Origin of the sequence: Cyanobium sp. Cruz CV13-4-11 (assembly GCF_024346055.1) — a bacterium.
In the GTDB taxonomy this organism is placed as follows: domain Bacteria; phylum Cyanobacteriota; class Cyanobacteriia; order PCC-6307; family Cyanobiaceae; genus Cyanobium.
In genome coordinates, this window is the sequence record NZ_JAGQCH010000020.1 from 25,056 (window position 1) to 42,990 (window position 17,935).

At 66.4% G+C, this 17,935-nt stretch carries 20 protein-coding genes; 16 read left to right on the plus strand and 4 right to left on the minus strand.

Annotation, left to right across the window (positions count from 1 at the left end; all coding sequences use genetic code 11):
• Positions 1-15: 15 nt before the first annotated feature.
• The 3 genes from KBZ12_RS13985 to KBZ12_RS13995 are packed head-to-tail and all read right to left on the minus strand — an operon-like array spanning position 16 to position 3,522.
• Positions 16-1,827, minus strand: coding sequence for an aspartate kinase (locus tag KBZ12_RS13985; RefSeq protein ID WP_254958598.1), 1,812 nt, complete (start codon positions 1,825-1,827; stop codon positions 16-18).
• A gap of 28 nt (positions 1,828-1,855) precedes the next feature.
• Positions 1,856-2,866 (minus strand): DNA polymerase III subunit delta, encoded by a 1,011-nt coding sequence (holA, locus tag KBZ12_RS13990; protein WP_254958599.1) that lies wholly within the window; start codon positions 2,864-2,866, stop codon positions 1,856-1,858.
• A complete protein-coding gene (locus KBZ12_RS13995; protein ID WP_254958600.1) occupies positions 2,866-3,522 on the minus strand; it encodes a type II toxin-antitoxin system prevent-host-death family antitoxin in 657 nt (218 codons plus the stop codon). Before KBZ12_RS13995 ends, holA begins: the two co-directional genes overlap by 1 nt.
• 125 nt (positions 3,523-3,647) lie before the next feature.
• Here KBZ12_RS13995 and KBZ12_RS14000 point away from each other — a divergent pair, with 125 nt between their 5' ends.
• Entirely contained in the window at positions 3,648-4,325 is a 678-nt protein-coding gene (locus KBZ12_RS14000) for a precorrin-8X methylmutase (RefSeq protein WP_254958601.1), read from the plus strand.
• On the opposite strand, the gene mutS is transcribed toward KBZ12_RS14000, so the two are convergent.
• On the minus strand, positions 4,301-7,033 hold the full coding sequence (mutS, locus tag KBZ12_RS14005; RefSeq protein ID WP_254958602.1) for a DNA mismatch repair protein MutS: 2,733 nt from the start codon (positions 7,031-7,033) through the stop codon (positions 4,301-4,303). The genes KBZ12_RS14000 and mutS overlap by 25 nt on opposite strands.
• 120 nt (positions 7,034-7,153) lie before the next feature.
• Here mutS and ribH point away from each other — a divergent pair, with 120 nt between their 5' ends.
• From ribH to KBZ12_RS14080, 15 genes are all read left to right on the plus strand, one after another.
• Positions 7,154-7,642, plus strand: a complete 489-nt coding sequence (gene ribH / locus KBZ12_RS14010; protein WP_254958603.1) for a 6,7-dimethyl-8-ribityllumazine synthase — start codon at positions 7,154-7,156, stop codon at positions 7,640-7,642.
• Complete coding sequence (gene rfbA / locus KBZ12_RS14015; protein ID WP_254958605.1) at positions 7,639-8,547, plus strand: glucose-1-phosphate thymidylyltransferase RfbA; 909 nt, start codon at positions 7,639-7,641, stop codon at positions 8,545-8,547. The genes ribH and rfbA overlap by 4 nt, the downstream gene beginning before the upstream one ends.
• The gene (gene rfbC, locus KBZ12_RS14020) at positions 8,544-9,143 is read left to right on the plus strand and encodes a dTDP-4-dehydrorhamnose 3,5-epimerase (protein WP_254958606.1); all 600 of its coding nucleotides are present in this window, start codon (positions 8,544-8,546) and stop codon (positions 9,141-9,143) included. The genes rfbA and rfbC overlap by 4 nt, the downstream gene beginning before the upstream one ends.
• Before the next feature lie 86 nt (positions 9,144-9,229).
• Positions 9,230-9,418 carry a photosystem II reaction center protein PsbZ gene (gene psbZ, locus KBZ12_RS14025; RefSeq protein ID WP_094584244.1) on the plus strand — a complete coding sequence of 63 codons (189 nt, stop codon included), beginning with the start codon at positions 9,230-9,232 and terminating at the stop codon, positions 9,416-9,418.
• A 53-nt stretch (positions 9,419-9,471) separates the two neighbouring features.
• Positions 9,472-9,663: a hypothetical protein gene (locus KBZ12_RS14030; protein WP_254958607.1), complete on the plus strand. Its 192-nt coding sequence runs from the start codon at positions 9,472-9,474 to the stop codon at positions 9,661-9,663.
• Entirely contained in the window at positions 9,663-9,986 is a 324-nt protein-coding gene (locus KBZ12_RS14035; protein ID WP_254958608.1) for an ABC transporter permease, read from the plus strand. Before KBZ12_RS14030 ends, KBZ12_RS14035 begins: the two co-directional genes overlap by 1 nt.
• A 105-nt stretch (positions 9,987-10,091) precedes the next feature.
• On the plus strand, positions 10,092-10,481 hold the full coding sequence (locus KBZ12_RS14040; protein WP_396101274.1) for an ABC transporter ATP-binding protein: 390 nt from the start codon (positions 10,092-10,094) through the stop codon (positions 10,479-10,481).
• A 15-nt stretch (positions 10,482-10,496) separates the two neighbouring features.
• Positions 10,497-11,138 (plus strand): hypothetical protein, encoded by a 642-nt coding sequence (locus KBZ12_RS14045; RefSeq protein ID WP_254958611.1) that lies wholly within the window; start codon positions 10,497-10,499, stop codon positions 11,136-11,138.
• Positions 11,139-11,202: 64 nt separating this feature from the next.
• Positions 11,203-12,189: a class I SAM-dependent methyltransferase gene (locus tag KBZ12_RS14050; RefSeq protein WP_254958613.1), complete on the plus strand. Its 987-nt coding sequence runs from the start codon at positions 11,203-11,205 to the stop codon at positions 12,187-12,189.
• A gap of 39 nt (positions 12,190-12,228) precedes the next feature.
• Positions 12,229-12,663, plus strand: coding sequence for a dTDP-4-dehydrorhamnose 3,5-epimerase family protein (locus KBZ12_RS14055; protein ID WP_254958614.1), 435 nt, complete (start codon positions 12,229-12,231; stop codon positions 12,661-12,663).
• Positions 12,664-13,041: 378 nt separating this feature from the next.
• Positions 13,042-13,320, plus strand: a complete 279-nt coding sequence (locus KBZ12_RS14060) for a hypothetical protein (RefSeq protein ID WP_254958616.1) — start codon at positions 13,042-13,044, stop codon at positions 13,318-13,320.
• Positions 13,321-13,883: 563 nt separating this feature from the next.
• Positions 13,884-14,693, plus strand: coding sequence for an ABC transporter permease (locus KBZ12_RS14065; protein WP_254958617.1), 810 nt, complete (start codon positions 13,884-13,886; stop codon positions 14,691-14,693).
• A 1-nt stretch (position 14,694) separates the two neighbouring features.
• Complete coding sequence (locus tag KBZ12_RS14070) at positions 14,695-16,098, plus strand: ABC transporter ATP-binding protein (RefSeq protein WP_254958619.1); 1,404 nt, start codon at positions 14,695-14,697, stop codon at positions 16,096-16,098.
• Positions 16,099-16,231: 133 nt separating this feature from the next.
• Positions 16,232-16,984 carry a class I SAM-dependent methyltransferase gene (locus KBZ12_RS14075; RefSeq protein WP_254958621.1) on the plus strand — a complete coding sequence of 251 codons (753 nt, stop codon included), beginning with the start codon at positions 16,232-16,234 and terminating at the stop codon, positions 16,982-16,984.
• A gap of 8 nt (positions 16,985-16,992) precedes the next feature.
• On the plus strand, positions 16,993-17,934 hold the full coding sequence (locus KBZ12_RS14080) for a Gfo/Idh/MocA family oxidoreductase (protein ID WP_254958643.1): 942 nt from the start codon (positions 16,993-16,995) through the stop codon (positions 17,932-17,934).
• The last annotated feature ends 1 nt before the right edge of the window (position 17,935 follow it).

A 17,935-nucleotide genomic window follows, 5' to 3' on the forward strand; every position in this document is an offset into this window, starting at 1 on the left:
GGCGCAGCCCCAAGCCTAGGGAGCTTCTGTCCCCTGGGCAGCGTGCCGTTTTGCCCCGCCGAGGCCGAAGGCCTGGTGCACCGCCTGCAGGGCCCGCACGCCATCGGCCTCCGCCACCACGCAGCTGGTGCGGATCTCGCTGGTGGCGATCAGGGAGATGTTGATGCCCGCATCGGCCAGGGAACGGAACATCCGTGCCGCCGTGCCGGCGGTGCAGGCCATCCCGGCGCCCACGGCGCTGACCCTGGCGATGGCCGGGCCCTCCTCGAAGCAGGCACCGTCCCACTGGCGCAGGATCGGGGCCAGGGTCCGTTCGGCCCCCGGCCGGTCGTCGCGGCGCAGGGTGAAGCTCATGTCCCGCCGCCGGTCCTCCGGGCCGCCGTGGGTGCGCTCCGACTGCACGATCGCGTCCAGGCTGATGCCGGCATCGGCCAGGGCCCGGCAGATGGCCGCGGCGGCCCCCGGCCGATCGGGCACCCGTCGCACCGACACCTGCACCTGGTCGCGGTCGAGGGCCACCCCCCGCACCGCCGGATCGCCCAGGTGGCAAGGGGGCGGATCGTGGCGCAGCTGCTGGTCGGCCAGCTCGAACGCTTCCCCGGCGGCCCGCAGCGCCCGGGCCCCCAGCTGGCCATCCACCACGCAGCTCACCTTCACCTCGCTGGTGGCGATCAGGCGCAGGTTGATGCCGAGGCGGGCCATGGTGTCGAACAGGCGGGCCGCCACGCCGGGGCGGCCCAGGATGCCGGCGCCGGCGATGCTCAGCTTGGCCATGCCCGCTTCGGCCGAGAGCTGGGCCCCATCGGCCCCCATGGCCGCCAGCACCTCCTGGCACACGCGGCGGGCCGCTTCCATTTCCGAGGCCGCCAGGGTGAAGGCGATGTCGTTGCTTGCCCCCTCGTGGATCGCCTGCACGATCAGGTCCACGTTCAGCCCGGCGGCGCCGAGGGCCTCAAACAGGGTGGCGGCCACGCCCGGCCTGTCAGGCACGTGGGACAGGGCCAGCACGGCCTGGTCGGCCTCCAGTTCGGCGCCGTCCACGGGCCGGCCCAGCTCCAGCCCCTCACTGCCGATCGGGCGGGCCGGACCGCTGGTGAGCCGGGTGCCGGGGGCCTGGCTCCAGCTGGAGCGCACCGTCAGGGGCACGCCGTAGTTGCGGGCGATCTCCACGGCCCGGGGGTGGAGCACCGCGGCCCCGAGGCTCGCCAGCTCCAGCATTTCGTCGCAGCTGACGCTGGCCATCAGCTGGGCGTCGCTCACCTTGCGGGGATCGGTGGTCAGCACCCCGGGCACATCGGTGTAGATCTCGCAGCCGTCGGCGCCGAGGGCGGCCGCCAGCGCCACCGCTGAGGTGTCGGAGCCGCCCCGCCCCAGGGTGGTGATCTCCGGGGTGCCGGCATGGCCGCTGCTGGTGCCCTGGAAGCCGGCCACCACCACCACGTGGCCGTCCTCCAGCAGGCGGCGCAGCCGTTCGGTGCGCACCTCCAGGATGCGGGCCCGGCCGTGGGCCGATTCGGTGATGATGCCCGCCTGGGTGCCGGTCATCGAGACGGCGGGGACGCCTTCCGCATGCAGGGCCATCGACAGCAGGGCGATCGACACCTGCTCGCCCGTGGCCAGCAGCATGTCCATCTCCCGCCGCGGCGGGTCGCTGCAGAGGCTGGCGGCCATGCCGGTCAGCTGGTCGGTGGTGTGCCCCATGGCCGACACCACGATCACCAGTTCGTGACCCTCCTCGCGGCTGGCGGCGATGCGGCGCGCCACCGCCTGGATCCGCTCGGTGTCGGCCACCGACGTCCCCCCGAACTTCTGTATCAGCAGGCCCATGGGCTCGTCGCCGGCGCTTCCGGCCCGATTATCGACGCGGGGCGCTCCCGGGCTGGTCGTGCCAGCCCTGGGCGGCGGCCAGCAGGAAGCCGTCCCGGAAGGCGTCGCCAGGGTCGGCGCCGCGCTTGAGGGCGGCCTCCACGTCGAGCAGGCGGCGCAGCAGGGCCAGCAGCTGCTCGGGGGTGCGGCCGCGGATCTGTTTGCGCATCACGTAGATCCGCTTGGGATTGCCGATCCCCGCGGCCTTGGCGATCACGGCCACGTCCTGTTCGCCGCTGCGCTCCAGCAGGCACACCCAGAGCCAACCCCGGATCTGGCTGGCCAGGGCCGCCACGATGCGCAGGGCGGGTTCGTTGGCCTCCAGCAGGGCCTCCACCAGGGCGATCGCTTCGGCCGGGTGCTGGGCCAGCAGGGCATCCCCCACGGCCAGGCTGCTGGTGACCTGGCCACCGATCAGGGCGGCCACCGCCTCGGCCGTGATGGGGCCCGCGGCACTGCCGGCGTGGAGCGCCAGCTTCTCCAGCTCGCTGGCGAGCCGCAGGCCGTCGCTGCCGATTGCTTCAGCCAGGGCTTCGGCCGCCTCCGGTGCCAGGGCCAGCCCCCGTTCCCGGGCGGCGCTCTCCACCCGTTCGATCTGGCCGGCCCCGTCCCAGATCGGCGGCAGGGTGAAGGACCGCTCCTCCGCGACGGCCCGCAGCCGCTTGGTGGTGCGCAGCCGGGCGTCAGGCTTGCCCTCACTGACCAGGAACAGGTGGCCATCGGCGGGGATCAGCTCGAGGGCGGCCTCCAGCTGGGCGGCCAGCTCCGCTGGATGGGCCTGGCAGAAGGGACTGCGCTGCAGCACCACCACCCGGGCCCCGGCACCGAAGGGGGGCGTGCGGGCCTCCTCCAGGGCTTGGGCCGCCTGGCCGGAATCGGCCCCGTCGAGGCGGCTGAGGTTGATCGTGGCCCAGGCCGGATCCACCAGGGCCTCGATCTGGGCCGCCAGGGCCCGCTGGCGGGCGGCTTCATCGTCGCCCCAGTAGAGGTGAATCGGCATCAGGGCAGGGGTGGCGCCGGCAGGGGCAGGGCGGTGAGCAGGCGGGGGTCCCGGCTGATCATCGCCGTGGCGCCCCCCTGCAGGGCCGAGGCCAGCTCCAGGGCGACCTCGGGAGCCATCTCGCGCTGCAGGCGCGCCGCCGCCAAGGCGACCTGGGGCGTGAGACTCACCAGGGTCCAGGCCGTCGGGTCGCTGAACACCGCTTCGTAGCGGGCCGCCAGGGCGTCGTCCCCCAGGCGCAGGGGCCCTTCCATCAGCGTCATCAAGGTGGCCATGCTGAGCACGCCGCGCCAGCGCCCGGCCGCGATCGCGGCGATCAGGGGCTCCGAGTGGCGGCTGGAGGCGTCGCCGCGCAGGTAGGGAATCAGCACCGTGGCGTCGACGGCCACAGCCGAGCCGAGGGTCAGGTGGGCGGCGCTATCCAGGGGCTGGATCGGCCCGGGTTGGCTCGGCTGGAGCGGGTCGGGCCAGCAGACGCGGCCGCTGCCCTTGAGGGCGATCAGGGCCTGGCGCTGGGGACGGTGGCGGCGCCAGAGCGGGACCAGGGCCGCCACCGGGTGGCCGTGACGCGCGATCAGGGTCTCTTCGCCCCCATGGGCCCGATCAAGCAGCTCGGCGAAGCGCTTCCTGGCCTCCAGGACGCCGAGGGTGTCCATGGTGTGTCGGGCGAAAACGGAATCTGTACACAATGTACAGATTTTGATTTTGCTTGCGAGCGCACCCCGCCAGGGGCAAGGCCGGCGCCTCCCCTAACCTCGCCCCTTCCCGTCCCGGTGCCCCCATGCCGCGCCAGGCGAGCAACAGCCTCGAGGCTTCCCTCGATCACCCGATCTTCCAGGAGAGCGTGCGGCGCATCCGCCTCTGGCTGGGTTCGACGGGTCTGCAGGGGGTGGAGCAGGAGCTGCTGGAGCGCCTGGTGCACAGCAGCGGCGACCTGGGCCTGGCGCCGGATCTGCGCCTCGGGCCGGGGGCCTGCGCCGCCGGCCTCAACGCCCTGGCGGCCGGCGCGCCGATCCTCACCGACACGGCGATGGCCGCGGCGGCCGTGGCGCCCATGGCCCGGCGCACCTTCGCCAATCCGGTCCATTCGGTGCTGGCCTGGGCCCCCGCCGTCGCCCCCGCCGGCGGCACCCGGGCGGCGGCGGGCATGGAGCGGGCCCTGCTGGAGCACCCGCGGGCGGTGGTGCTGGTGGGCAGCGCCCCCACGGCCCTGGAGCGGCTGCTGGAGCTGGTCGAGGCCGGAACCATCGCCGCCCCGGCCCTGGTGATCGGCATGCCGGTGGGGTTCGTGGGGGTGGCCGAGAGCAAGCGCCACCTGGCCGCCAGCGCCCTCCCCCAGATCCGCCTGGAGGGCAGCAAGGGCGGCGCCGGCCTGGTGGGTGCCGCCGCCAATGCCCTGCTGCGCCGGGCCTGGCTGGATCAGGCGGCCCAGGATCAGGCGGCTCTCGATCCCGCCTGAAGACCCACCGCCACATGGCTGTTGGCTTCGATGCGGCCCAGCACCTGGCGGGCCCGCAGCACCACCGAGGCGGGGACGCCCGCCAGCCGGGCCGCCTCGATGCCGTAGCTGCGACTGGCGCCCCCCCGGCAGACCCGGTGCAGGAAGACCAGGTCGTTGCCGGTCTCCTCCACCAGCACCTGGGCGTTGCCGACGTTGGGCAGCAGCTCGGCGAGCTCGTTGAGCTCGTGGTAATGGGTGGCGAAGATCGTGCGGGCCCCGATGCCCTCGGCCAGGTGCTCGGCCACGGCCCAGGCGATCGAGAGGCCGTCGAAGGTGGCCGTGCCGCGGCCGATCTCGTCGAGCAGCACCAGGGAGCGGGGGCTGGCGTGGTGAAGGATGTTGGCGGTCTCGGCCATCTCCACCATGAAGGTGGACTGGCCGCTGGCCAGGTCGTCCACCGCGCCCACCCGGGTGAAGATGCGATCGGCGATGCCGAGCCGGGCGGAGCGGGCCGGGATCCAGCTACCGATCTGGGCCATCAGCTGCAGCAGGCCGCTCTGGCGCAGATAGCAGCTCTTGCCGCTGGCATTGGGGCCCGTGAGCACGATCAGGTCCGGCGCCGGGGCGCCCAGCTGCAGGTCGTTGGCGGTGAAGGACGCATCGACCAGTAGCTGCTCCACCACCGGATGGCGCCCCGCCTCGATCACCAGCTCGCGGCCCTCGCTGAGTTCGGGCCGGCAGTAGCCGCCGGTGGCCGCCACCTCCGCCAGGGAGGCCAGGGCATCGAGTTCCGCCACCCGCCGCGCGGCCGCCCGCACGGGGCCGGCCGCCTCCCCCACCCGGCGGCGCAGGTCGCAGAAGAGGTCGTATTCCCGCTGGCAGGCCCGGGCCCGCAGCTGCAGGATCCGGCCTTCGCGGCCCTTGAGCTCCGGGGTGACGAAGCGCTCCTCGTTGGCCAGGGTCTGGCGGCGGATCCAGTGGTCCGGAACGGCGGCGGCCCGGGCACGGCTCACGGCCAGGAAGTAGCCGAAGGTGCGGTGGTACTGCAGGCGCAGGTTGGGGTTGCCGCTGGCCCGCCGTTCGATCGCCTCCTGCCGCGAAAGCCAGGCCTCCTGGTCGTCGAGCTGGTTGCGCAGGCCGTCGAGCACCGGATCGACCCCGTCATGGAGCAGCCCGCCTTCACTCAGCGATAGGGGCGGCGTGTTGACCAGGTGGTGGCGCACCTCCTCGGCCAGGCCGGCCAGCTCGGGCCAGGGACCCTTCAGGGCCGCCAGGGGGCCGCTGCGGCAGGGGGCCACCAGGGCCGCCAGGCGCGGCAGCCGCTCGAGGCCGTCGGCCAGGGACACCAGGTCGCGGGCGGAGGCGCTGCCGGCGCCGGCCCGCCCCGCCAGCCGCTCCAGATCCCCCATGGGCCGCAGCAGCCGGCGCAGTCCCAGCCGCAGGGGCCGCTGCTCCACCAGCTCGCTCACCGCCTCCTGCCGCTCCAGGATCGCGGCCCGGTCCACCAGGGGGGCCTCGATCCAGCGCCGCAGACAGCGACCGCCCATGGCGGTGGCGGTGCGGTCGAGGGCCCAGAGCAGGGAGCCCTGCAGGGCGCCGCCCAGCTGGGTGCGGGTGAGCTCCAGGTTGCGGCGGGTCTGGGCGTCGAGCACCAGCTGGTCGCCGGCCTGCCAGAGCCGCGGCATCTCCAGCGGGATGGCCGCGGGTTCGGCCTGGGTCGTGTCCAGGTAGGCCAGCAGGCCCCCGGCGGCCCGCAGCGCCAGGGGCGCCTCCCCCAGCCCCAGGCCATCGAGGCTGGCCAGGCGGAAGCGGCGGCGCAGCAGGGCGGCGGCTTCGGTGGCGTCGAAGGGGGTGCGGGCCAGGGGGGTGAGCCGCAGACCCTCGGGGCACCAGGCAGGCGCCTCCGCCGGGCCAGGCCACACCACCTCGGCGGGCTCCAGCTGCAGCAGCTCCTGGTGCAGGCTGCCGCTGCCCGTGCGCTCGGTCACCCGGAACTCGCCGGTGCTGACGTCGGCGACGGCCAGACCCCAGCGACCGGCGTGGCTGCCGTCCCCGTCGAGCACCACGGCGCAGAGCCAGTTGTTGCGCCGGGCCGCCAGCATGCCCTCCTCCAGCACCGTGCCGGGGGTGAGCACCCGGGTGATGCCGCGGCGCAGCAGGGCCCCCTTGGCGGGGGTGGCCTCCAGCTGGTCGCAGAGGGCCACGCTGAGGCCGCGGCGCACCAGGTCGGCGCAGTAGCGCTCGGCGGCGTGGTGGGGGATGCCCGCCATCGGCACCCGGCCCAGGGCCTTGCCGGCGTCCTTGCCGGTGAGGGTGAGCTCCAGCAGGCGCGAGAGCAGGATCGCGTCCTCGAAGAAGAACTCGTAGAAGTCGCCGAGGCGGTAAAGCAGCACCCGGTCGGGATGGGCCGCCTTGAGCTCCACGTAGTGCCGTAGCACCGGCGTGAGCGCCGCCGGCTCCACCAGGGAATGGTGGTGCCAGCGGGGCAGGTCGTCGTCGGGCTCAGGGGTCTGGCCGCCGCGCTCGGGCTCGGGCTCGGCCGGTTTCGGCACGGAGGGCCGCCGCCGGGCCCGGGGCCGGGCGCTGGCATCGGCCAGCAGGGTCTGGTCGTCCAGGCCGCCCTCGCCGTCGGGCTCGGGCGCCGGCGCCACCTCACCCCCGAATAGGTCGCCCTGCAGGCTGGCGTCGTCCGTGAGCGGGAGCTGCTGCTGCACTTCCCTGGCCATGGGCCCGCCGCCTGGAGCGCTTCGATCGTAGGGGCCCTGCCAGGGAGATCCTCACGACGCTGGCGTAGGAGGCCCGGATGCTGCTCAACTGGGTTGTGAGTTTCTTCGTGGTCTGATCCCTTGACGGTTTTCGAAGGTCGTTTCACCGATGTCGCCGATCTGCGGATCGGCCTGGTGATCGCCCGCTTCAACGATCTGGTGACCGGCAAGCTGCTGAGCGGCTGCCTCGATTCCCTCTGCCGCCACGGCATTGATGTGGGCCCCGGGAGCAGCCAGCTCGACGTGGCCTGGGTGCCGGGCAGCTTCGAGATCCCCCTGGTGGCCCAGCGGCTGGCCGCCAGCGGCCGCTACCAGGTGGTCATCACCCTGGGGGCGGTGATCCGGGGCGACACGCCCCACTTCGACGTGGTGGTGGCCGAGGTGAGCAAGGGTGTGGCCGCCGTGGCCCGCGACACCGGCGTTCCGGTGATCTTCGGGGTGCTCACCACCGACACCCTGCAGCAGGCCCTGGAGCGGGCCGGCATCAAGAGCAACCTGGGCTGGAGCTACGGCCTCCAGGCCCTGGAGATGGGCAGCCTGATGGCGGCCCTGCCCAAGCAACAGCCATGAACCGCAAGGGACTCATTCTGGCGGGGGGCAGTGGCACGCGCCTGGCGCCTCTCACCGCTGCCGTCAGCAAGCAGCTGGTGCCGGTGTACGACAAGCCGATGATCTACTACCCGCTCAGCACGCTGATGTTGGCGGGCATCCGCGAGGTGCTGGTGATCACCACCCCCACCGACCAACCCGCCTTCGAACGCTTGCTGGGGGACGGCTCGGCCTGGGGCATGGAGATCCGCTACGCGGTGCAGCCCAGCCCCGACGGGCTGGCCCAGGCGTTCCTGATCGGTGCCGATTTCCTTGACGGCGCCCCGGCGGCCCTGGTGCTGGGCGACAATCTGTTCCACGGCCACGACCTGATCCCCCAGCTGCAGGGGGCCAATGGCGAGGAGCCGGGGGCCACCGTGTTTGCCTATCCGGTGAGCGACCCGGAGCGCTACGGGGTGGTGGAGTTCAGCGCTGACGGCCGGGTGCTGAGCATCGACGAGAAGCCCTCCGAGCCCCGCAGCCGCTACGCCGTGACGGGTCTGTACTTCTACGACCACACGGTGGTGGAGCGGGCCCACCAGGTGCGTCCCTCGCCGCGGGGCGAACTGGAGATCACCGACCTCAACCAGCTCTACCTCGATGAGGGCCTGCTGCGGGTGGAGCTGATGGGCCGCGGCATGGCCTGGCTGGACACCGGCACCCCCGACTCCCTGCACGAGGCCGCCAGCTACATCCGCACCCTGGAGAAGCGCCAGGGCCTCAAGGTGGGCTGCCCCGAGGAGGTGGCCTGGCGTCTGGGCTGGATCGACCACCTCCAGCTGGAACGGCTGGCCCTGCCCCTGAAGAAATCCGGCTACGGCGACTACCTGCTGCGCCTGCTGCAGGAGGCCGCCAGCGACCACCTGGCCCTGGAGCCCCAACGATGAACGTGCAGTTCCTGGCCATCGACGGCCCCCTGCTGCTCACCCCGGCGGTGTATGCCGATGAGCGGGGCTGGTTCAGCGAGAGCTGGAACCGGCGCCGCTTCGCCGATGCCCTCGGCAAGGAGGACGCGGACGCCCCCGCGTTCGTGCAGGACAACCACTCCCGCTCTGTGCAGGGGGTGCTGCGGGGCCTGCATTTCCAGCGGGACCCCCACCCCCAGGGCAAGCTCGTGCGCTGCACGGTCGGGGAGGTGTTTGATGTGGCCGTCGACCTGCGCCAGGACTCCCCCACCCTGGGCCAGTGGGTGGGCGAGCGGCTCAGCGCCGAGAACCAGCGCCAACTGTGGGTGCCGGTGGGCTTCGCCCATGGCTTCCTGACCCTCAGCCCGGTGGCCGAGGTGCAGTACAAGACCGCCGGCTACTGGAGCCGGGAGTGCGAGCGCTCCCTGGCCTGGAACGACCCGGCGATCGGCATCGACTGGCCCCTGGGGGAGCTGCCTGCGCCGCACCAGCCCCTGCTGGCTCCCAAGGACGCCGCCGCCCCCGGCCTGGGGGCTCTGGCGGCCGCCGGCGATCTGTTTGCGCCCGACAACGTGTGAAGGATGGCTCCAGCGGCGGCCAGGGCCCCGCTCTGCATGGCAGGATCCCCCACGCTGCCTGATCCGGCCTCGCGCCTTCCTGCCCCATGCAGATCCTCAACACCCTCACCGTTCTGGCCCTGGTGGTGATGTCCTTCGCCCTGATCGTGGCGGTGCCGGTGCTCTACGCGAGCACCGAGGACAGCGGCCGCTCCAACCGCCTGATCCTGATCGGCGGTGCCGCCTGGGTGGCTCTGGTGCTGGTGAACTGGGGCATGAGCCTGCTGGTGGTCTGAGGTCGACAGGGTGACGGCGTGACAGCCTGCCCGGAGCACCCCAGTCCCGCCGTATGAGCGTCACTCGCATTCAGCCCAGGCGTCGCTTTTCTCTCTTTGAGTGGAAGGAGATCGTTGAATATCGCGACCTCCTGTATTACCTGTCGCTTCGCGACATCAAGCTGCGCTACAAGCAGACGAGTCTTGGAGCGGTCTGGGTTGGCATCTGCTGGCCGCGCCGTTCTTTTTGCAGGCGGCGTTCCTGATGGGCCTGGGCCTGACGCTGATCGTGGCCTCGCTCACTGTTTATCATCGCGACTTCGGCTATGCAGTGCCCTTTGTTCTGCAGGCCTGGAATTATCTGACTCCGATTGTCTACTCGTCTTCCTTGAGTCCTGAGCGATGGCAGTTCTTGTATTCCCTCAACCCAACGGTGGGGTTGATTGAGGGATTCCGCTGGTCAGTGCTTGGTGGTGTCCCTATCACCTTCACCATGATGGCCAGCATGGTGTCTGGGCTGGTCGCCTCCCTGGTGATCGGCATGGCCGTGTTCCAGAAGATTGAAAGGGGCTTTGCGGATATCGTATGACTTCCACATCAGAGATTGCTGTCACGGTTCGTTCCCTGGGTAAGTCCTATAGGATTGATCTTCTGGGCCCTGCGGGACATTGATTTCAAGGTTCCCCGCGGCAAGGTGTTTGGGGTGATCGGCCGGAATGGGGCGGGCAAGAGTATCCTGTTGAAGATCCTGTCCCGGATCACGGAGCCCACCACCGGTATGGCCGAGATTCGCGGCCGGGTGGGGTCGCTGCTGGAGATGGGTACCGGTTTTCACCCCGAGCTCAGCGGCCGCGAGAACATCTACCTCAATGGCACGCTGCTGGGAATGCGACGCCGGCAGATCGATCGGGTCTTCGATGCGATCGTTGATTTTGCCGAAGTGCACCGTTTCATCGACACCCCGGTGAAGCGCTATTCCAGCGGCATGTTCGTCCGATTGGCGTTTGCCGTCGCCGCCCACCTGGAGCCGGACATCCTGATCATCGATGAAGTGCTGGCGGTGGGCGATCTTCAGTTTCAATAAAAATGCCTCGGCAAGATGAAGGATGTCACCGGGCAGGGTCGAACGATTCTTTTTGTCAGCCACAGTCTCAGCACGGTCAACAGCCTCTGCGATTCATGCATGCTGCTGGAGAATGGCAGGGTCACGCAGATCGGCCCCACGGAATCCGTCACGGCCTCCTATCTCGCCAGCAGCGAGGAGACGGCCGGCTCGCTGCTCGATCTCACGGAGGAGCCTCCGGGGGATTCCTCCTGTTGCATGCTCGGGGCCCGGCTGGTCGATCGGGCGGGGGAAAGCCCTAGCTATGCCTCCATCGACCATGAATTGTGCCTGGAAATGACTTATGAGGTCCTTGAAGTTCTTGCCTCGCCAGTGATTCCAAACTTCCATTTCTTCATTGGAGGGCAATGTGCCTTCATCATGGGTCCGCGCCAGCCGTCTCCGGTGTCCACCGGTCGTCATGTGGCGACGGTCTGGGTGCCTGCTGGGTTGTTCAATGAAGGGACCTACTCCGTGAACTTTGCGGCCACCTCGATGGCGCCCCAGTGCGTTCACTTCCACGTTCAGGACAGCTTCTGCTTTCAGGTGATTGAGGATCTCCACGATGAGGCGCGGCATGGTTATGTCCATCAGGTGCCCGGGGCGGTAAGACCACAACTCAACTGGAATCTGGAGTGAACGATGCCACTGGTGATCGGGGTGGCTTCGTGGGACAATCAGGCTTGGATCTGGAGATGACAGGATGCGCTCCCTTCTCGGCAGAATCAGGAGAAAGCTCTCAAGGGTCCGTAGCCAGATCACCAGCCCGCCATCGACGACGGAGAAGCAGGCTATTCGCCGCCTCAGGGATCATCCTCGCAGCCTGGTGCTCTGGTTGGATCTGATTGGTCTGAGCGCGCCCGGGATGCCGGAGGCCGTCCGTGATCAGATTCGATCCCATGACCTGACACGAACGGGAATCATCCTTGGTTTCAAGGATGAACTGGAAAGTCGTATGGGTGCTGATCTTGAAGCTGCCTACAAGCGACTGGAGGCTGAGTCGGCGGCATTGGTCTGTGCCGATGTTGTGGCGGAGATGATTCGTCTCAAGACGATTGCCCAGTGCCGGGATGCCCATGCTGAAGGGAACTATTACAGGGATGCCGAGCCCTTCATGCAGAAACAGTGGGATGGGATGATCTGGCCCATCATCCAGAACCTCGACTTCCAGCATGTGCTTGAGCTGGCGCCGGGCCATGGCCGAAACACAGAGTTTCTTCGTCGTCTAGCCTCATGCATCACCCTGGTCGATGTGAATCCCAATTGCATCGAGGCCTGCCGGAAGCGTTTTGGTGAGCGTGTCGACGGATGCCAGTTCCGGTACTTCGTGACCGACGGTGATTCCCTGGCCATGATCGACTCCGAATCCCAGACTCTGGTGTATTCCTTTGATTCCATGGTTCATTTCGATTCGTCTGTGGTCAAGGCCTATCTGCATGAGATTGTGCGCGTCTTGCGCCCCGGTGGAAGTGCTTTTCTTCACCATTCCAACTACGGAACAGTCGCTCCCAACAGCGACTGGGCGCACAACCACGGCAACCGAAGCGACATGACAGCCGAGCGGATGCGGGCGTTCGCCTCCGAGGCGGGGCTGGAGGTGACGTTCCAGAGACTCAGCGGTCTGGCCGATGGCTGGGGCCTGGAGGATCTCGATGCCTTCAGTGTGCTGCGGCGTCCCGACGGCCCCTGAGATGGAAGGCCCAGCATCCAAGCCAGTGCCATCGAGGGTGTGCTGGAGATCAAGCGGATCCCCTTCACGGATCAGCGGGGGCACTTCCTCAATCTGTTCCGAAGGAACGATGGGTCGGAGATCTGGGGGGATCGGCCGATCGAGCAGGTCAACCTCAGCCACAACATCCGACGGGGAACCATCCGTGGCCTGCACCTGCAGCGGGGCCAACCTCCGGAAGTGCGTCTGGTCACCTGCGTGAAGGGGCGGGTCTGGGATGTGGCCGCCGACCTCCGGGAGGCGTCGACAACCCGTGGCGAGTGGCATGGGGTAGACAGCGCCGAGGCGGGCAACTCCCTGCTGATCCCCACGGGATGTGCCCATGGCTTCCAGGTCCTGGAGCCGGACAGCACCGCCAGCAGCAGCAGCGATACCAGGCCGGAAAGTGAAAGCCTCGCCATATCCGGGCATCCGGAATCGCCTGGAGGTGGCTGATCAGGTCGAGATCGCTTGAGGCGTCAGGGGTTTCAGGTACAGGGTTGAGGCCAGGCCGCCGACCTCATCCCTTCCTGACAACCCAGGCAAGAGACCATGGGACTGAGTTAAATCAGTCCTCGCCTGAAGAGGATCTCGGGTCTGACATGATGCTGAAGGCGCTGACGTGGCACTGCAGCTCAGCTCGTGCTCGCCGCCCGCGATCGCTGGATTGTTGTGACTGCATCAAGTTCCTCTGCCGCCCCCAGCCCTCGCAGCAGGCGCCGATCCCGCAAACGGCAGCTGTTCTGCCCTGCCCATGCCGATCATTTGCTGGCGGGGGGCGGCAAACGCTATTTCTTGCACCTGCTCAGTGCCGAGGAGCTCACCCAGAGGGGCATGAAAGCCGCCAAGGCCAAACTGCTGATCAGCGCCTACCCCGTCTTCACCCTCAGCGACGAGTGGCTGGAGGAACTGTTCTGCCCCCAGTGCGGCCTGGCTCGATGGTGCCATGTGGTGCGCCATAACCGGGTGCACCACACGGTGCGCTGGGCGCCTCGTGAGCTGTGGGAGCAGGTGGCCCATGTTGATCCTCTACAGGCCAACCCAAGCGTGAGCGACTACAGCCGGCGTGAGGCCCGGCGCGCCAACAGCAACACACGCTACTGGGACCCTTAAGACTCAAGCCCCTTTCCCCAATATCGATCAATTCAGCCGCCCGTCGTCCATGCCATTCAGTCCAGCTCCCGCATCTTCATCACCGGCGGCACCGGTTGCTTCGGCAAGGCCTTCATTACCGAACATCTCTGCTTCTACTTCTGGTGCATGCACAGCATCGAATGCGCTCTATGAGGGGCAGAATCAGGCCGTACCTCCGCTATGACTTCCACGACGACCAGCGGATCCTGGGGACTGAGAATTGGTGAGTGGCCTCTCCAGAGATGAACAGATCGACTGCATCAAGTGGGGCCGGGTCATGCGCGACTGGCTCCTCGGCGACGATCCGCTCCTGTTCAGGGTTCTGTACCGCAAGTACGCTCTTGCGGCGGTGTTCCGGGGCGAGCTTCCCTCTGAACCGTCCGGTCGCCCAGCCGGAAGGAACCCCGAAGCCGCCGCCACCCGCCAACATCCTGCGCAACCAGCCCCCGCATGACAGCTAGCCCACTCCCATTGGAGGTTTGATGCCCACCACCCGCGCCCGCCGCGCCACCAGCAGCCGCGACCCCGCCAACCAATGGCTGGTGCTCGAGCCCAACGGGATCGAGGAGCAATACTGGAAAGACCTTTGGCGCTACAGGGAGCTGTTCGCAATCCTGGCTTGGCGCGACATCGCCGTGCGCTACAAGCAGACCTTCATCGGTGTGGGCTGGGCGCTGATCCGCCCGTTCCTCACGATGGTGGTATTCACGGTGATCTTTGGCCGGCTGGCCAGGTTGCCCAGCCAGGGGGATGCCCCCTATGCGTTGCTGGTGTTTGCCGGCGTTCTGCCCTGGCAGTTCTTCAGCACGGCATTGAGCAGCTGCTCCGAGAGCCTGACTTCCAATGTAAACCTGCTTTCCAAGGTGTATTTCCCGCGGTTGATTGTGCCGGCGGCAGCGGTGATCACCAGCTTCGTGGATTTCCTTTTCTCGTTTGGCATCCTGTTGGTGCTGATGCTGTGGTTTCAGTGGTGGCCCAGCTGGCGGCTGCTCACCTTGCCGCTATGGGTGGCCGTGGCTTTCGCGGCCAGCATGGGAGCCGGGCTGTTGCTGGCCAGCCTGAATGTGCAATACCGCGACTTCCGCTATTTGGTGCCGTTTCTGGTGCAATTCGGCTTCTATATAAGCCCTGTGGGCTTCTCCAGCGCGATCGTGCCCGCCAAATGGCAGCTGCTCTATGCGCTCAACCCGATGGTGGGGGTGATTGAGGGGTTCCGCTGGGCGATCATCGGCCAAGGTGCGCTGATCAACCCGATCGGCTTCTGGCTGTCGATGGGTGTCACGGCGCTGCTTCTGGTGATGGGCATTCGCCAGTTCCGGCAGATGGAAAAACGTTTTGCGGATGTGATCTGAGATGAGCAGCTCAGATGTGGTGATCCGTGTTGAGGGTGTGGGCAAGAAATACGCCCTCCATCACGAGAAGGCTAAGAGCTACACCGCCCTGCGCGATGTGGCGGCGCGTCAGGCCCAGTCATTGGGCCGGTGGCTGAATCCCTTCACTCTGGCGGGGCAACTGCGCAAAGCCCAGGGCCAGGCCGCTCTTGAGCGCGCCGATAGCGAGGAAGACTTCTGGGCTCTTAAGGATGTGAGCTTCGAGGTCCGGCGCGGCGAGCGGGTGGGGATCATCGGCCGTAATGGGGCAGGCAAGAGCACCCTGCTCAAGATCCTGAGCCGCATCACCGAACCCACCAAGGGCCGTGTGGAGATCAGGGGCCGGGTGGCGAGCCTGCTGGAGGTGGGCACGGGCTTTCATCCCGAGCTCACAGGCAGGGAGAACATCTATCTGAATGGCGCCATCCTGGGGATGAGCAGGCAAATGATCCGATCAAAGTTTGATGAGATCATTGATTTCGCTGAAGTTGAGCGATTTCTTGATACACCTGTCAAACGCTATTCGTCCGGAATGTATGTGCGCCTCGCCTTTGCTGTCGCGGCTCACCTCGAGCCGGAAATCTTGATTCTCGACGAGGTGTTGGCGGTCGGCGATATCGGTTTTCAGAAGAAGTGTCTTGCGCGCATGGAGAAAACGGCGGAAAGTGGCCGTACGATCCTTTTCGTAAGTCACTCCATGGCAGCTGTCAAGACGCTATGTGACAAGTCTATGTATCTCAATCGGGGCGTGGTCGCAGGTTTCGGGGAAACATCGAAAATGATTAGCCACTACATTGCTGACGCCTTACCAACAGACGACAATGATTTTCCTGTCAGACTTTTCCCTGATGCCCCGGAAAAGCCAGCGGTTATCAGGCGGGTGGCTGTTGTCGATGATGCCGGTCTGCCGGAACGCTCCTTTGGGATGGACGCCCAGATCTGGCTTGAAATCGATTACGAGTTAAAGCGCGATGCACGGGACTGCATGGTGATCTTTTCCGTCAGTCGGGATGGTGTCTATATTTATCAGTCGCACGATACTGATCGAAATGAGTCCTTACTTGATGGTCGGGTTGCGGGGTGCTATCGGGCAAGAGTCCCTTTGCCGAAGAGACTCCTCACGGCTGGTACCTATCTGGTCTATCCGGCGATTACCATCGGACACAGTGGTCAGTACGGCCACGACGGACGTCCAGATGCCCTTTCCTTCGAGATATCGGAGGATGACCAACCGATGGGAATTGAACGCAAGGGTTACTCGTATGCGCGCGGCGCATTGATCGTTGCCGAACCCGCTTGGGAGGTTGGTACCATAGATGCAGCCCTATGGCGCAATCCAACGACCCAGTTGCCATCGCCAGCAGGGTACAAACATGGCCAAGCCTGACATTCCAACGGATCATCAGGGATTGGGGCGATGCCGACTGTGTGGCGGCGCGGTCGCTCCCACTGGACATGCCTCTGGGGACCGCCCTAACCTGCCCGTCGGAAAATGCAACGATTGCGGGCTGATCCAGTTGATGAACTTTGATCATGTCTGTCTTGATCATTACCGCGATGATTGCTATTTCCCCGAAGACTTGGCCAAAGCTTATGCCAGGGAGGCCCACTGGAATATCAATCGCATAGGAAGGATCAAGACTGAGCTACCTGATCATCGGCGCAGGCGGGCACTTGACTTTGGCTGTGGCGTCGGCGGTTTCCTGCTCCGTGCAGGCCCCGAGTTCGAGTATTTGGTTGGATTCGATCTCAGCGCCAGAATGTCGGCAAATCATCGGGACTCCGGTGCGAACTGCGTTAGCTGCCTTGATGATGTTCCGAGCGACATAGATACGCTGATTCTGTTTCATGTCCTTGAGCACGTCATCGACCCTTGGGATCTTCTCGCCAATCTTGTCCAGCGATTCACGGCTGTCGATCGTGTGGTTGTGGAGGTTCCAAATGGCGCTGAACTTCTGATTGAATCTTTTGAACTTCCTCCCTATAGAGAGACGCATTTCAGTTCTGATCACCTGTACTATTTCACCAATCGCACACTCGGCATGGTTATGGAAAGGGCTGGACTACGCGTTCTGGTCGATACCCAATTGCAGCGCTATACGCTGGGTAACACACTTGGCTGGCTTGCCGAAGGCAAGGGCGGCGGGCAGAACCGTAGGCCATTGTTTAACGGTGCAGAGTTTCATCGCGCCTATGAGTCGGCACTCGCAGAGGCCGGCCTGGCCGACTCTGTATTGATGATCTGCGAGCCATTGCGGGGACACGGAAACTGAAACTCCTCATCGTTGGTGGTGGACGCATGGGTCAACGGCACCTCATAGGAGCGTTGGGCCTCGTCCAGGAGATCAGCCTCGTCGAGCCGGTTTCTGAGGCACGTGAGGCGTGCCGCAAGCTTGCCGACAATAGGGTTGTCGTTTACGACTCGCTTGCAGCCATCGTTGATGGTGTGCGATTTGACCTGATCATCCTGAGCGCGACAGCTGCGGACCGCTTTGCGCAGTTCGAGTGGGCGTGTAGCCGGACAAGGAAAATATTGGTCGAGAAGCCGCTCGAACAGTCCCGCGCGCGCTGCCGCGATATCTTCGCCCTGGCCGATGTCCCGGGCCTTGAGGTTTGGATAAACCATTACCGGCGCAGCCTTCGTGGATATGACACGCTCAGAGCAGCCGGTGGGCCCTACATGATCACCGTGTCTTCAGGCGCGATGGGGCTCGGCTGTAATGGCATCCACTGGATCGACTTCGCGCTTCACTTGACGGGACAGTCCACCGGTAAGCTGCTCTTTGGCGAGATTGATCCGGAAGAGATACGCAGCGGACGGGGCACACAATTCCGGGACTATGGCGGGCGTGGCCTGTTTGCTTTTCCGGATGGCTCCCGCCTCGTTTTGTCGTCGATGGCGGCAAGCTCAGCACCCACCACGCTGTCGATCATTACACCGAACAGCCATTGGCTCATTGACCAGACAACGGACCGTGCTTTCGTGCATGAGAGGCCTGAGGCCGTCACCCACCCAACCTATCTATACGGTAAGGACTACGCGACGACGGAGCGAAGCGAATTGGAGTACTTCGACCTTTCGGCATTCACGCGGGTCTTCATCGACTCCCTGCAGCAAGGCAGAGAGCCGCCGCAGCCCCGGCTCTTGGAAGTGGCTGGTGCCTACGATATGCTTTTCGACCTGCTCGAATGCAGCAGTCAGCATAAGTTCGACTTCACATGAT

What these genes read in the sequence shown, in the direction of transcription:
- KBZ12_RS13985 (WP_254958598.1), bottom strand. Translation starts at nt 1,827, where the DNA reads ATGGGCCTGCTGATACAGAAGTTCGGGGGGACGTCGGTGGCCGACACC.
- holA (WP_254958599.1), bottom strand. Translation starts at nt 2,866, where the DNA reads ATGCCGATTCACCTCTACTGGGGCGACGATGAAGCCGCCCGCCAGCGG.
- KBZ12_RS13995 (WP_254958600.1), bottom strand. Translation starts at nt 3,522, where the DNA reads ATGGACACCCTCGGCGTCCTGGAGGCCAGGAAGCGCTTCGCCGAGCTG.
- KBZ12_RS14000 (WP_254958601.1), top strand. Translation starts at nt 3,648, where the DNA reads ATGCCGCGCCAGGCGAGCAACAGCCTCGAGGCTTCCCTCGATCACCCG.
- mutS (WP_254958602.1), bottom strand. Translation starts at nt 7,033, where the DNA reads ATGGCCAGGGAAGTGCAGCAGCAGCTCCCGCTCACGGACGACGCCAGC.
- rfbA (WP_254958605.1), top strand. Translation starts at nt 7,639, where the DNA reads ATGAACCGCAAGGGACTCATTCTGGCGGGGGGCAGTGGCACGCGCCTG.
- rfbC (WP_254958606.1), top strand. Translation starts at nt 8,544, where the DNA reads ATGAACGTGCAGTTCCTGGCCATCGACGGCCCCCTGCTGCTCACCCCG.
- psbZ (WP_094584244.1), top strand. Translation starts at nt 9,230, where the DNA reads ATGCAGATCCTCAACACCCTCACCGTTCTGGCCCTGGTGGTGATGTCC.
- KBZ12_RS14030 (WP_254958607.1), top strand. Translation starts at nt 9,472, where the DNA reads ATGAGCGTCACTCGCATTCAGCCCAGGCGTCGCTTTTCTCTCTTTGAG.
- KBZ12_RS14035 (WP_254958608.1), top strand. Translation starts at nt 9,663, where the DNA reads ATGGGCCTGGGCCTGACGCTGATCGTGGCCTCGCTCACTGTTTATCAT.
- KBZ12_RS14045 (WP_254958611.1), top strand. Translation starts at nt 10,497, where the DNA reads ATGAAGGATGTCACCGGGCAGGGTCGAACGATTCTTTTTGTCAGCCAC.
- KBZ12_RS14050 (WP_254958613.1), top strand. Translation starts at nt 11,203, where the DNA reads ATGCGCTCCCTTCTCGGCAGAATCAGGAGAAAGCTCTCAAGGGTCCGT.
- KBZ12_RS14060 (WP_254958616.1), top strand. Translation starts at nt 13,042, where the DNA reads ATGAAAGCCGCCAAGGCCAAACTGCTGATCAGCGCCTACCCCGTCTTC.
- KBZ12_RS14070 (WP_254958619.1), top strand. Translation starts at nt 14,695, where the DNA reads ATGAGCAGCTCAGATGTGGTGATCCGTGTTGAGGGTGTGGGCAAGAAA.
- KBZ12_RS14075 (WP_254958621.1), top strand. Translation starts at nt 16,232, where the DNA reads ATGAACTTTGATCATGTCTGTCTTGATCATTACCGCGATGATTGCTAT.